The organism is Mycobacterium sp. 1245805.9 (assembly GCF_001672915.1).
GTDB lineage: Bacteria > Actinomycetota > Actinomycetes > Mycobacteriales > Mycobacteriaceae > Mycobacterium.
Map to the genome: position 1 here is coordinate 39140 of NZ_LZKR01000156.1, position 12845 is coordinate 51984.

The window sequence follows — 12845 nt, forward strand, 5'->3', positions numbered from 1 at the left end:
GGCTACGGGCCCAGCGGGGACTTCTGCCTGACCGACTCGTCGCGGATCAGGCCCCGCAGCAGCGCCGTGCTGAACTCCGCGGCGATCTCCTTGGCGCTGCGCCGCCCACTCGGGCGAAGCCAGCGATAGCTGTTCAGCGTCATCCCGATGTAGCCCAGCGCCACCACGTGCGAGTCGCACTCGAAGAACTCGCCGCTGGCAATGCCGCGGTCGATGAGCCCGTGCACGTGCTCGTAGACCTGGGCCTCCTTCTCGCGGACCTCGGCGACCTGCTCGGAGGTGAACCACTCGGTGATGTAGGGCTGCTCCTGGAAGTAAACGGCGGCGCGCTCCGGATTGGCCGCGATCCCCGTCAACAGGCGCACCGTGTACTGATAGAGCGCCTCGCGTGCCGTCAATGACGGGTCGTCGTGCACGGCGGCCAGGGTGCCCTCGGCGGCCTGGCGGTAGATGTCGAACAGGATCAGCGACTTGCTGGCGTAGTAGTGGTACACGGTCGCCTTGTTCAGCCCGATCACGTCGGCGACATCGTCCATCCGGGTGCCGTGATAACCGCGCGCGGCGAACAGTTTGGTCGCGACGGCCAGCAACTCCTCGCGGCGGGTGAGCCCGTTCTCGGATGGCATCTGTCTCTGAGTGCTCTCTATCGTTCACTGCTATCAATCAACTGGTTGGACAGTTTAAGGCCAGCGCCGCCTGTCGCACCGCCGCCTCTGCGACTACGATGGTGTGTCGAACTGGTCGCGAGTCGAGAGGTGGGGACATGGATCCGAGTCCGGACTATGACATGAGCGACGAGATCGAGTTCTTCTTCAAGTACGTGCCGTGGGGTCTGCGCGGGGTCGTCGATGGCAACGGATACCCGCCGCCGGCCTACCCGCCCGTCTAGAGCGCCTTCAGCTCCTCGGCGACCTCGGTCACCGACTTCTTCGCGTCCCCGAACAACATCGTCGTGCCGTCGGCATAGAACAGCGGGTTGTCGATACCCGCGAATCCCGAGTTCATCGACCGCTTCAGCACGATCACCGACTTCGCCTTGTCCACGTTGAGGATCGGCATGCCGTAGATCGGGCTCGACTGTTCGTTGCGGGCCGCCGGGTTGGTGACATCGTTGGCGCCGATGACGATCGCGACGTCGGTGCGCGCGAACTCGTCGTTGATGTCGTCCATGTCCTTCATGGCGTCGTAGTCCACCTCGGCCTCGGCCAGCAGCACGTTCATGTGCCCGGGCATGCGCCCGGCGACCGGGTGGATCGCGTACTTCACCGCGACACCCTTGTCCTCGAGCAGCGAGGCCATGTCCTTGACGGCGTGCTGGGCCTGCGCGACGGCCAGGCCGTAGCCCGGCACCACGATCACCTGGTTGGCGTAGGCCATCTGGATGGCCGCGTCGGCGGCCGACGTCGCCTTGACATGCTTGTCGCCGCCGCCCTCACCGCTGGGCGCCACCCCGCCGCCGCCGAAACCGCCCGCGACGATGGCCGGAATGGAGCGGTTCATGGCCTTGGCCATCAGGTTGGTCAGGATCGAGCCGGACGCGCCGACGATCATGCCCGCGACGATCATCGCGGTGTTGTTCAGCGCCAGACCGGCCGCGGCAGCCGACAGCCCCGTCATCGCGTTGAGCAGGGAGATGACCACCGGCATGTCGGCGCCACCGATGGGCAGCACGACCATCAGGCCGAGCACCCCGGCGGCGGCCAGCAGGCCGATCATCCACCACAGCGCCACCCCACCGGTGCCGGGATGCGCGCCCAGGCCGATGACCACCGCGGCGGCGACCGCGGCGGCCAGCAGCAGCAGGTTGATCGGTTGCTGGGCCTTCCCGAAACCGATCGGTGATCCGGAGATAATCTCCTGCAGCTTGCCGAAGGCGATGATCGAGCCCCAGAACGAGATCGACCCGATGATCGCGGCGAACAACGACGCGACCACGATGTGCACGGTCGGCGACTCGCCGTGCTGGAACGCCGAAAAGCCTTTGGTCTCAATGAATTCCGAGAGCGCGATGAGCGCGACGGTGCCGCCGCCGACGCCGTTGAAGAACGCCACCAGCTGCGGCATGGCGGTCATCTTGGTGTAGCGGGCCGGCGGGACGCCGAGCACGACACCCACGACGAGCCCGAGGATGATCAGCACCCACTGGTCGGTGTGGCGGATCTTGATCAGCGTCGCCGTCACGGCCAGGGCCATGCCCACCGCGGCGATCAGGTTGCCGCGCACGGCGGTCTTGGGCCCGGTCAGGCCCATCAAGCCGTAGATGAACAGCGAGAACGAGATGATGTAGAGGACGGTCACCAGGTAGTTCATTTGGCGGCCTCGTCAACTTTGGCGGGCACTGGCTTCTTCTTGCCCTTGAACATGCCCAGCATCCGGTCGGTGACGATGAAGCCGCCGATGACGTTGAGCGTGCCGAACACCACCGCGACGAACAGGATGATCTGCACCGCGAGCGACGGGTGCTCGACCTCCCCGAACACCACCAGCGCGCCGAGCACCACGATCCCGTGGATCGCGTTGGTGCCCGACATCAGCGGCGTGTGCAGCGTGTTGGGCACCTTGGAGATCACCGCGAACCCGACGAACCCGGACAGCACCAGGATCGCCAGGTTGGCCAACAGCTCGTCGTACATCTAGGAGTCCTCCCCGCGGGTCACACACGAGTCCGCGATGACCTCGTCGTCGAAGTCCGGCGCCAACTTCCCGTCCTTGATCAGCAGGTCCAGCAGCGCCGTGATGTTCTTGCTGTACAGCTCGCTGGCGTGCTCCGGCATGGTCGCGGGCAGGTTCAGCGGCGACGCGATGGTGACGTCGTGCTTGACGACGGTGCGCCCCGGCTCGGTCAGCTCGCAGTTGCCGCCGGTCTCACCGGCGAGGTCGACGATCACGCTGCCGGGCTTCATCGCCTCCACCGCCGCCGCGGTGACCAGTCGCGGCGCCGGGCGGCCCGGCACCAGCGCGGTGGTGATCACCACGTCGAACCCGGCGATCGCGTCTTCCAGCGCCTTCTGCTGCTGGGCGCGCTCCTCGTCGGTCAGCTCGCGGGCGTATCCGCCCTCACCGGCGGCATCGATGCCGACGTCCAGCCACTGCGCCCCCACCGAGCGCACCTGGTCGGCCACCTCCGGACGGACGTCGTAGCCGGTGGTGCGCGCGCCCAGCCGCTTGGCCGTCGCGAGCGCCTGCAGGCCGGCGACCCCGACGCCGAGCACCAGCACCGTCGCGGGCTTCACGGTTCCCGCCGCGGTGGTCAGCATCGGGAAGAACCGGGTCGATTCCGAGGCCGCCAGCAGGACGGCCTTGTACCCGGCCACGTTGGCCTGCGACGACAGGGCGTCCATCACCTGGGCGCGCGAGATGCGCGGGATCGCCTCCAGAGCGAACGCCTGCACGCCGGCCTGCTTGAGCGCACCGATCGCGTTGTCGGCGTTGCGCGGCGCCAGGAACCCGATCAGCGTCTGGCCGCTGTGCAGCCGGCCGACCTCGTCGGCCGTCGGCGGCGCGACCTTGACGACGACGTCGGCCGCCCAGGCGTCCCCGATGCTGGCCCCCGCCTCGGTGTAGAGCGCGTCGGGCAGCAGCGCGCCCTCGCCCGCACCGGACTCGACGACCACCGCCAAACCGCTACTGACCAGCGACGCGACCGCCTTCGGCACCAGCGCGACGCGCCGCTCGTCGGTCCCCGACTCGGCGACCACCCCCACCTTGAGCGTGTTGGTCTGCGCATCTGTCATGGCGCGTACATCTACTTCCCTTACGTCTTCGGCTTGCCGGAGACACCCTATCGGCCGTCACCAAAGCGGGATATCCTGCCCGTGCTCCGAGGCCGGGCGGGGCCCGAAGTAGCGGCGCTCCGACTCCTCGATCGGCACGTCGTTGATGCTGGCCTCGCGGCGCGCCATCAGTCCCGACGGGCTGAACTCCCACAGCTCGTTGCCGTAGCTGCGGTACCACTGGCCCGTGTGGTCGTGGCACTCGTACTGGAACCGCACGGCGATGCGGTTGTCGTGGAAGTCCCACAGGCTCTTGCGCAGCGAGTAGTCGAGTTCGCGCTCCCACTTGCGGGTCAAGAACGCCACGATCTCGGCGCGGCCGACGACGTGCTCGTCGCGGTTTCGCCACTGCGAGTCGGGCGTGTACGCCAGGCTCACCTTCTCGGGATCGCGGGTGTTCCAGGCGTCCTCGGCCGCCTGAACTTTCTGCAGGGCCGTCTCGCGGGTGAATGGCGGGAACGGGGGCTTGGCGTCTGTCATGACTTTCATCGTGCGCCGAGCCTGTAAATCCGCAGGCCTCTACTCGTACTTTCTCTGCAGATTTACAGGCTCGACGGTCTGATGCCCTGAAATTTGGTGCCCCAGCACGTGTCCTATCGTGACGGTCATGGACTTCGCGATGTCGGCCAAAGCCAGCGATTACCACAAGCGATTGTCCGACTTCATGATCGAGTACGTCTTCCCGGCCGAGGCCGAATACGACAAATACCGTCACGAGGCCGGCCCCAATGACCACACGGTTCCGCCGGTCATCGAGGAACTGAAGACCCAGGCCAAACAGCAGGGCCTGTGGAACCTGTTCCTGCCGGCCGAGTCGGGGCTGACCAACCTGGAGTACGCCCCGCTGGCCGAGCTGACCGGCTGGAGCCTCGAGATCGCGCCCGAGTCGCTGAACTGCGCGGCGCCCGACACCGGCAACATGGAGACCCTGCACCTGTTCGCCACCGAGGAGCAGCGCAAGCAGTGGCTGGAGCCCTTGCTGGCCGGGGAGATTCGCAGCGCCTTCTCGATGACCGAGCCCGCGGTCGCCAGCAGCGACGCCCGCAACATCGAGACGTCGATCGAGCGCGACGGTGGCGACTACGTCATCAACGGGCGCAAGTGGTGGACGTCCGGGGCGGCCGACCCGCGCTGCAAGATCCTCATCGTGATGGGCCGCACCAACCCCGACGCGGCCAGCCACCAACAGCAGTCGATGGTGCTGGTGCCGATCGATACGCCCGGCGTGACGGTGATCCGCTCGACGACGGTCTTCGGCTACCAGGACCAGCCCGGGCACTGCGAGATCAGCTACGACAACGTCCGGGTGCCGGTCACCAACCTGCTCGGCGAAGAGGGCGCGGGCTTCGCAATCGCCCAGGCGCGGCTGGGGCCGGGCCGCATCCACCACTGCATGCGCGCGCTGGGCGGAGCCGAACGCGCGCTGGCCCTGATGGCCGACCGCGCGCGCAACCGGGTGGCGTTCGGCCGTCCGCTGGCCGAGCAGTGCGTGGTGCGTGAGGCAATTGCCAAGTCCCGCAACGAGATTGACCAGGCCCGCCTGCTGTGCGAGAAGGCGGCGTGGACGATCGACCAGCACGGCAACAAGGCCGCGCATCTGCTGGTCTCGCAGATCAAGGCGGTCGCCCCGCAGGTGGCCTGCAACGTGATCGACCGCGCCATCCAGGTGCACGGGGCCGCGGGCGTCAGCGACGACACCGTGCTGGCCCGGATGTACGCGTGGCATCGCGCGATGCGGATCTTCGACGGACCCGACGAGGTGCATATGCGCACCATCGCGCGCTACGAGCTCGGCGGGGAGCAATCCGCGCTCGCCGCGGCGGTGACTCGGCATGGCTGAGGCGGCCGTGCGAGAACTGTCCGGCGCGTGGAACTTTCGTGACGTAGCGGACGGTGTCGACGGGCTGCGGCCCGGGCGGGTGTTTCGGTCCGGCGAGCTGAGTCGCCTCGACGACGACGGCCGGGCGACACTGCGCCGGCTGGGCATCACCGACGTCGCCGACCTGCGCGCGGCGCGCGAGGTGGCCCGGCGCGGGCCGGGGCTGGTGCCCGACGCCGTCGAGATCCACCTGCTGCCGGTTCCCGACCTGTCCGACGCCGAAGCCGAAGCGGCGGCGCCGCACGAGGAGGCGTTCCAGCGGCTGTTGCGGGGCGAATCCGACGGTTCCGAGGAGTCGGTGAACGAGACCGCCGTGCGCTTCATGACCGACGAGTACCGCCAATTCCCGACGCGCAACGGGGCGCAGCGCGCGCTGCACCGCGTCGTCACCCTGCTGGCCGCCGGGCGCCCGGTGCTCACCCACTGCTTCGCGGGCAAGGACCGCACCGGCTTCGTGATCGCGACGGTGCTGGAAGCGATCGGCGTCGATCGCGATGCCATCGTCGCCGACTTCCTGCGCAGCAACGACGCCGTGCCCCAGCTTCGGGCGCACATCTACGAGATGATCGAGCAGCGCGGGGACACCGAACTGACGCCGGAGGTGGTGACCTTCACCGAAGCGCGGCTGTCGGATGGCGTCCTCGGTGTGCGTCCGGAATACCTGGCGGCCGCCCGCCAGACCATCGACGCCGAATTCGGTTCGCTCGGCGGCTATCTGAGCGACGCGGGCATCACCGAGTCCGATCTGGACCGTCTGCGCAGTCAACTGCTCGACTGAGCCCGGCGCCGTCGGCGCAAATGCCGGACAGGATGGCGGGATCGCCCTAGGCTGACGGGGTCCGCCTGCAGCGGTCGAGTCGCGCCTTTTGTCGGGGAAGGATTCGGGCCGATGACGTATGTGATTGCCGAGCCGCAGATGATGGCGTCGATCGCGGCGGAAATCGAAGGAATCGGTTCGACATTCAGCGCCGCCACCGCCGCCGCGGCGGCCCCGACGTCGGGTCTGGCGGCGGCCGCCGGCGACGAGGTGTCGGCGGCCATCGCCGATGTGTTCGGCGCGTTCGGCCAGGAGTATCAGGCCGTCGTGGCGCGGCTGGAGGCCTACCACAGTCAGTTCCAGCAGACGCTGGCGTCGGCCGGGTTCGCCTATGCCGAGGCGGAGGCCGCCGTCGCCGCGACCCTCGGCCTGGGAGCTCCCGCGGCGCCGGTGCCCGCGGCCACGATTCCCCCGTTCCCGGCGAACTTGGTGTCGATATTCATCGGCGGCACCGGGACACCCATACCGTCGCCGTCGTTCGTCACCCGGGCCAACAACCTCTACGTCCGTTCGCTGACCACCCTGGAAGCGCTGTACACGCCCGAGCAGTTGTACCCACTGACCGGTGTCAAGAGCCTGCCCCTGAATCAGTCGGTGTCCGAGGGCGTGACGATCCTCGACAACACGCTGTACGACACCATCCACAATCAGGGGCAATCGGTAACGGTTTTCGGCATTTCGCAGAGCGCCATCATCTCCTCGCTGGAGATGCAGAACCTCGCCAACGGCACCTCTCTATTCGGTGCGAACCCTCCACCCGTCAACATGCTCAACTTCGTGCTGACCGGCAACGAGGTCAACCCGAACGGCGGCATGCTGTCGCGGTTCCCGAACCTGTCGCTGCCCGCCCTGGGTCTCGACTTCTATCCCGCTATGAACGCCAACACGCCCTACCACGTGGCGAACTACACGCTGGAGTACGACGGGTTCGCCGACTTCCCGCGGTATCCGATCAACATCGTTTCCGACCTGAACGCGGTCGCGGGAATCGTGTTCGTGCACACTACATATCTGGATCTCACGCCGACTCAGGTCAACAACGCGATTCAATTGCCGACGTCTCCGGGCTACACCGGAAACACCACTTATTACATGATTCCCACCGCTGACCTGCCGCTGCTGAAGCCGCTGGATGCCATACCGGTCATCGGCAAGCCGTTGGTCGACCTGATCCAACCCGACATGAAGGTGTTGGTCAATTTGGGCTACGGTCCCGATCCCACCCTCGGGTACTCGACGAGCCCCGCGGACGTGCCGACGCCGTTCGGCTTGTTCCCGGATGCCAACCCCGCCACCGTGTTCAACGCGCTGGCGACCGGGACCCAGCAGGGCATCCACGACTTCTCGGTCGACCTGCAGCAGATCGCGTCGCAGCCGACCGTCGTGCCGCAGTTCGCCCTGCCGTCTTCGCCGCCGGACCCGACGACGACGCTGGCGAACTTCCCGTCGCCGCAACGGGTCTTCGACACCGTCAACAAGATCATCACGACCGACTACGCCGTCGCGCTTCCGACAGTCGACATCGGCTACTCCCTCGCCACCGAACTGCCCTTCTACGACACGGAGCTTTTCCTGAGTCAGCTCGGGCAGGGCAACCTCATCAACGCGATCGGTTATCCGATCGCCGCCGACGTCGGGCTGGGGACGGTGGCCGGCGGGGTGGAATTGCTGACTATCGTTTCGGCGCTCGCGAGCAACGTCAAGGACATTCAGAGCCTCATTCCCTAACGCGCGCAATGAATGCGGAAGGCCAAAAACGCCGGCGCAAAACGCCAACAAGAATGCGCTGTCGCTCCTAAGCTAGCTGGGTGCCGGTTCCAGCGATGCGCCTGGTCATCGGGTTGGTCGCGTCGTCGGAATCCTTGTGTCCGGAAGGGAAGAACCGATGACGAGCTTGATCACGCAGCCCCAGATCCTGACGACGGCCGCGGCGGACGCGTCGGCAATTGGTTCGGCGATCGAGGAGGCCAAGGCGGCGGCCGCGGGCCCCACAACGAGTCTGGCCGCGGCGGCCCAAGACGAAGTGTCGGCAATCACCGCACAGTTCTTCGGCTCGTTCGGACAGGAATACCAGGCGCTGCTGCAGCAAGCGTCCGCGTTCCACGGACAGTTCGTCGCCGCGCTGGGCGCCGCCGGAAATGCCTACGCGCAAGCCGAAGCCCAGATCGCCGGGACGCTCGGGCTGACGGGCGCGGCGAGCGGCGTGCCGTTCACGGCGCTGACGCAGGCGGCCGACCCGACCGTCAAGGCCATCCTGGTCATGACCGGCACCGGCACCGCCAACCCGCCGCAGAGCTACGTCGACAATGTCAGCAGCCGCTACCTCACCGCTTTCACCAGTGCCCTCACGCTGCCCGTGACGACGGCGGAGGGGTTGTATCCCTTCAGCGGCGTCAAAGACCTGACGCTGGACATCTCCCTGGCTCGCGGCGTCACCGCGCTGGACAACATCATCACCCAGCAGATCACGCCCTTCGCTGTCGGCGGCGGTGGGCCGACCAATAGCGTTTCGATACTGGGCTACTCGCAGAGTGCGATCATCTCCTCGCTGGAGATGCCGAAACTCCTCGCCGAGGGCTATGTGGGTTCACTCAACCCGGCGACGAACCAGGTGTACTTCACGCTGCTCGGTGACCCGGCCAATCCCAACGGCGGCCTGATTGCGCGCTTCCCGGGGCTGAGCTTCCCGAGCCTGGGCGTCACCTTCGGCACCTCGACGCCGAGCAATGACTTCCCGACCACCATTTGGAGCCTCGAATACGACGGCTTCGCCGACTTCCCGCGCTATCCGATCGATATCTTCTCCGACCTCAATGCCCTCGCCGGCATCGTGTTCATCCACGGAAGCTATCCGCACCTGACGCAGGCGACGATCAATACGGCGGTGACGCTGGGTCAGTCCGGGGCGCCCTCCATGACGACCTACAACATGATCCCCACCGAGAACCTGCCGCTGCTGACGCCGCTGCGTTTGCTGCCCGTCATCGGAAACCCGTTGGCGGACCTGATCCAGCCGGACCTCAAGCTCCTCGTCAACTGGGGCTACGGCGACCCGAACTTCGGCTGGTCGACCAGCCCGGCCGACGTCCAGACCCCGTTCGGGTTCCTGCCGCCGCTGAGCGCCACGACGGAGCTGGCCGCCCTGTTGCCCGGCGCCACCTCGCAGGGCGTCAGCGCCTTCACCAACGACCTGTCGAGCCTGGCCATTTCACTTCCGGGCGCCGCATCAACGGGCATCGCCCAGCTGGCGCTGCCACCGTCGGCGTCGCTCCCGACCACACCCACGGGCATCATCCAGGCCATCGAGTCCGCGAACACCAACATCGTCGGCACCCTGACGGGCGACTTCTCCACCGCCTACGCGACGCTGCTGCCCACCGCAGACATAGCCACCGCGGTCGTCGTCACCCTCCCGTCGTACGACCTCAACCTGTTCCTCGACGGCATCACGCAGGCGATCAACGGCGATCCGGTTGGCGGGCTCATGAATGCGTTCGGCCGGCCGATCGCCGCCGATGTCGGATTGGTCACGCTGGCGGGCGGTTTCGAGCTCATCAACTTCGTGAACGCGGGCGAGACGATCTTTACCGGGGTGCCGAACCCAGGTCCCCAGTGATCTAGCTGTGAGGGCGGCGCGGTGGCCGAATGACGGTCAGCGTCGGTGGTAAGGGGGAATAGCGGATGACTGGAGTGATCGCGCAGCCGCAGTTGCTGGCGGTGGCCGCGGCCGACGCATCGCATATCGGTGCGGCGATCGACGCCGCCAAGGCGGCCGCCGCCGGCCCGACGACCGGTCTCGTGGCCGCGGCTCAAGACGAGGTGTCGGCGATCACGGCGTCCCTATTCGGCAGTTACGGCCAGCAATACCAGGCGATACTGCAACGGGCGACCGCCTTCAGCGACGAGTTCGCCGCCGCGCTGGCCGCCGCCGGAAACGCCTACGCGCAAGCGGAAGCGGACATTTCGGCCACGCTCGCGTCGCTGACCGGCACCACCGGCGCAGCGAAGGCCACCACCGCGGTCAACGCGCTACCGGCTGACCCGCCCGTGGCCGTTTCGCTGATCTTGGGCGCCAGTGGGGTGCCGATGCCGTCGCCCGCCTACGTGAACGCGGCTTACGGCAAGTACATTTCGCCCTTTTTCACCACCACCAACCTGCAGCCGGTGTTCACGCCGGAGGGGCTATATCCGATCACCGGCATCAAGGATTTGACCCTCAACATATCCGTGGACCGCGGGCTAACGGCGTTGAACAACGCGATCATGCAGCAGCTCAACGCCGGAAACACCCCCATCAACGTTTTCGGCTACTCACAGGGCGCCATCCTGGCCGCGCTGGAGCTGCCCCAGCTCGCCGCCGCGCACGTGCCGACTTCGGCCGTGAACTTCGTGCTGGTCGGAAACGAGATGACACCCAACGGTGGGATGCTCGCGCGATTCCCGGGCCTTAACATCCCCAGCTTGGGCCTGCCGTTCTACGGCGGCATGGCGTCGAATACGGGCTACACCGTCATCAACAACACCCTCGAATACGACGGCTTCGCCGATTTCCCCCAATACCCGATCGATTTCCTGTCCGACTTGAACGCCGTGATGGGCATCGTGTACGTGCACGGCACGTACCTGACGATCCCGCAGTCCCAGGTTGATTCGGCGATTACCCTGTCGACGTCTCCGGGCTACAGCGGCGGTACCACCTACCGGATGATTCCCAACCCGCATCTGCCTCTGTTGGAACCGGTGCGTGCGATTCCCTACTTCGGGGACCCGCTCGCGGAGCTGCTCCAACCAGACCTGAGGTATCTCGTCAACTGGGGCTACGGCGACCCAGCATACGGCTGGTCGACGGGCCCGGCGGACGTCACTACCCCGTTCGGGCTGTTCCCGCCGCTCAGCGCCACCGCGGCCCTTCCCGGCGACCTGGTCAGCGGTACCCAGCAAGGGATTATCAACGCCGCCAACGCATTTCGGGCCGAAGGCCCCCCGATGCTGCCGAACCTGTCGCTGCCGGACATGTCGGGCTCGCCCGCCCCGATTTCGCTGCCCTCGCCCAGCACGCTGTTGTCCCCTGCCTCGCTCGACGGGTTCATCCACTCCCTCGAGGACGCCAACACGAATTTCGCGACCACCTTCGCCGGCGACGCGTCGACGGCCTACGCGACCCTGCTTCCGACGGCGGACATCGCGACCGCCCTCGTGACCACCCTCCCGTCGTACGACCTGAACCTATTCCTGAACGGGATATCGCAGGCGATCAACGGCGACCCCGTTCAGGGTCTCGTCAACGCGATCGGGCTGCCGATCGCCGGCGACATCGGCATGGGCACGGTGGCAGGGGGCGTCGAATTCTTGATCTTCGTCGACGCGCTCGGCACGATCGTGAACGGCACCCCGCATCCGGCGCCCTAGGGCTCGAGCACCAGCTTGCCGAGCACGCCGCCGTCGGCGAGGCTCTGGAGCGCGGCCTGCCCCTCCGACAACGGATAACGCTGCGGCGGAGGCGGTCTCAGCCCCAAGAAGACCAATTGGCTCAGACCCCAGGCGAACAGGGCGGCCGAACCGGGGACCCTGTTGAGGTACTCGCCCCACGCGACGCCCACCACGCTGACGTTGCGCAGCAGCAACCGGTTGACCTTCACGGTCGGAATGCTGCCGGCGGCGAAACCGATCACCAGCAGCTTGCCGTCGATCGCCAGGACCCGGACCGCATCGTCGAACGCCGGGCCGCCGATGGGGTCGACGACGATGTCCACCCCGCGGCCCTCGGTGTAGTCGCGCACCCGGTCGGCCCAGCCATCGGCCAGCGGCACCACCAGGTCGGCGCCCAGTGACCCGACATAGTCGGCGGCCGCCTCCCGGTGCACCACGGCCAGCACCTTTTTCGCGCCCATCGCCCGCGCCACCTGGATGGCCGCCGTGCCCACCCCGCCGGCGGCGCCCAGCACCAGGACGGTGTCGCCCGGCCGCATCGCGGCGCGACGGGATAACGCGAAGTACATGGTGTTGTAGTTCACCAGCAGCGAAACCGCTTCGGCGTCATCGAGTTCCGCGGGGCTGCGCATCACGTTGGGCACCGGGACGGCCACCTGCTCCGCGTAGGAACCCAAGATCCCGAAAGCCGAAACCCGCTCACCCACCCGGAAGCCCGAGCCTTCCGGCGCGGAACGCACCACGCCGGCGGCTTCCATGCCGGGGACGAACGGCGGGGGCAACTTCAGCTGGTACTCGCCCTTGGTCAGCAGCAAGTCTGGAAAGCACACCCCGGCGGCCCGGACGTCGATGACGACGTGGTCGCCGTCGGCGTTGACGTCGTCGATATCGGTGAAGACCATGCCGTCCGGACCGGACAGCTCTTGCACCACACAGGCTTTCATGG

At 67.1% G+C, this 12845-nt stretch carries 12 protein-coding genes; 6 read left to right on the forward strand and 6 right to left on the reverse strand.

The window, feature by feature from the left end; genetic code table 11:
- Positions 1-2: 2 nt before the first annotated feature.
- Positions 3-626, reverse strand: coding sequence for a TetR/AcrR family transcriptional regulator (locus A9X00_RS20950; protein ID WP_067157854.1), 624 nt, complete (start codon positions 624-626; stop codon positions 3-5).
- A 137-nt stretch (positions 627-763) separates the two neighbouring features.
- Between A9X00_RS20950 and A9X00_RS30870 the strand changes: the two genes are divergently transcribed.
- A complete protein-coding gene (locus tag A9X00_RS30870) occupies positions 764-889 on the forward strand; it encodes a hypothetical protein (protein ID WP_108637325.1) in 126 nt (41 codons plus the stop codon).
- On the opposite strand, the gene A9X00_RS20955 is transcribed toward A9X00_RS30870, so the two are convergent.
- The 4 genes from A9X00_RS20955 to A9X00_RS20970 are packed head-to-tail and all read right to left on the reverse strand — an operon-like array spanning position 886 to position 4253.
- Positions 886-2310 (reverse strand): NAD(P)(+) transhydrogenase (Re/Si-specific) subunit beta, encoded by a 1425-nt coding sequence (locus tag A9X00_RS20955; RefSeq protein ID WP_067157857.1) that lies wholly within the window; start codon positions 2308-2310, stop codon positions 886-888. The genes A9X00_RS30870 and A9X00_RS20955 overlap by 4 nt on opposite strands.
- Positions 2307-2633, reverse strand: a complete 327-nt coding sequence (locus tag A9X00_RS20960) for an NAD(P) transhydrogenase subunit alpha (RefSeq protein WP_067005120.1) — start codon at positions 2631-2633, stop codon at positions 2307-2309. The genes A9X00_RS20955 and A9X00_RS20960 overlap by 4 nt, the downstream gene beginning before the upstream one ends.
- The gene (locus tag A9X00_RS20965) at positions 2634-3734 is read right to left on the reverse strand and encodes a Re/Si-specific NAD(P)(+) transhydrogenase subunit alpha (protein WP_067157860.1); all 1101 of its coding nucleotides are present in this window, start codon (positions 3732-3734) and stop codon (positions 2634-2636) included.
- A 57-nt stretch (positions 3735-3791) separates the two neighbouring features.
- Positions 3792-4253: a nuclear transport factor 2 family protein gene (locus A9X00_RS20970; RefSeq protein ID WP_067158085.1), complete on the reverse strand. Its 462-nt coding sequence runs from the start codon at positions 4251-4253 to the stop codon at positions 3792-3794.
- A gap of 139 nt (positions 4254-4392) precedes the next feature.
- Between A9X00_RS20970 and A9X00_RS20975 the strand changes: the two genes are divergently transcribed.
- The 5 genes from A9X00_RS20975 to A9X00_RS20995 all read left to right on the forward strand — a co-directional run bounded on the left by A9X00_RS20975 (position 4393) and on the right by A9X00_RS20995 (position 11878).
- Positions 4393-5613, forward strand: a complete 1221-nt coding sequence (locus A9X00_RS20975) for an acyl-CoA dehydrogenase family protein (protein WP_067158088.1) — start codon at positions 4393-4395, stop codon at positions 5611-5613.
- Entirely contained in the window at positions 5606-6430 is an 825-nt protein-coding gene (locus A9X00_RS20980) for a tyrosine-protein phosphatase (RefSeq protein ID WP_067157862.1), read from the forward strand. The genes A9X00_RS20975 and A9X00_RS20980 overlap by 8 nt, the downstream gene beginning before the upstream one ends.
- Positions 6431-6541: 111 nt before the next feature.
- The gene (locus tag A9X00_RS20985; RefSeq protein ID WP_067157865.1) at positions 6542-8197 is read left to right on the forward strand and encodes a PE-PPE domain-containing protein; all 1656 of its coding nucleotides are present in this window, start codon (positions 6542-6544) and stop codon (positions 8195-8197) included.
- A 157-nt stretch (positions 8198-8354) separates the two neighbouring features.
- Positions 8355-10085, forward strand: coding sequence for a PE-PPE domain-containing protein (locus tag A9X00_RS20990; protein ID WP_067157868.1), 1731 nt, complete (start codon positions 8355-8357; stop codon positions 10083-10085).
- A gap of 65 nt (positions 10086-10150) precedes the next feature.
- Positions 10151-11878 (forward strand): PE-PPE domain-containing protein, encoded by a 1728-nt coding sequence (locus A9X00_RS20995; RefSeq protein WP_067157872.1) that lies wholly within the window; start codon positions 10151-10153, stop codon positions 11876-11878.
- Here the strand turns inward: A9X00_RS20995 and A9X00_RS21000 are convergent.
- On the reverse strand, positions 11875-12843 hold the full coding sequence (locus A9X00_RS21000; protein ID WP_067157875.1) for an NADPH:quinone oxidoreductase family protein: 969 nt from the start codon (positions 12841-12843) through the stop codon (positions 11875-11877). The genes A9X00_RS20995 and A9X00_RS21000 overlap by 4 nt on opposite strands.
- Positions 12844-12845 lie beyond the last annotated feature (2 nt).

Bases quoted from the DNA above. Each gene is read 5' to 3' on its own strand.
- A9X00_RS20950 (WP_067157854.1), bottom strand. From the start codon at position 626: ATGCCATCCGAGAACGGGCTCACCCGCCGCGAGGAGTTGCTGGCCGTC.
- A9X00_RS30870 (WP_108637325.1), top strand. From the start codon at position 764: ATGGATCCGAGTCCGGACTATGACATGAGCGACGAGATCGAGTTCTTC.
- A9X00_RS20955 (WP_067157857.1), bottom strand. From the start codon at position 2,310: ATGAACTACCTGGTGACCGTCCTCTACATCATCTCGTTCTCGCTGTTC.
- A9X00_RS20960 (WP_067005120.1), bottom strand. From the start codon at position 2,633: ATGTACGACGAGCTGTTGGCCAACCTGGCGATCCTGGTGCTGTCCGGG.
- A9X00_RS20965 (WP_067157860.1), bottom strand. From the start codon at position 3,734: ATGACAGATGCGCAGACCAACACGCTCAAGGTGGGGGTGGTCGCCGAG.
- A9X00_RS20970 (WP_067158085.1), bottom strand. From the start codon at position 4,253: ATGACAGACGCCAAGCCCCCGTTCCCGCCATTCACCCGCGAGACGGCC.
- A9X00_RS20975 (WP_067158088.1), top strand. From the start codon at position 4,393: ATGTCGGCCAAAGCCAGCGATTACCACAAGCGATTGTCCGACTTCATG.
- A9X00_RS20980 (WP_067157862.1), top strand. From the start codon at position 5,606: ATGGCTGAGGCGGCCGTGCGAGAACTGTCCGGCGCGTGGAACTTTCGT.
- A9X00_RS20985 (WP_067157865.1), top strand. From the start codon at position 6,542: ATGACGTATGTGATTGCCGAGCCGCAGATGATGGCGTCGATCGCGGCG.
- A9X00_RS20990 (WP_067157868.1), top strand. From the start codon at position 8,355: ATGACGAGCTTGATCACGCAGCCCCAGATCCTGACGACGGCCGCGGCG.
- A9X00_RS20995 (WP_067157872.1), top strand. From the start codon at position 10,151: ATGACTGGAGTGATCGCGCAGCCGCAGTTGCTGGCGGTGGCCGCGGCC.
- A9X00_RS21000 (WP_067157875.1), bottom strand. From the start codon at position 12,843: ATGAAAGCCTGTGTGGTGCAAGAGCTGTCCGGTCCGGACGGCATGGTC.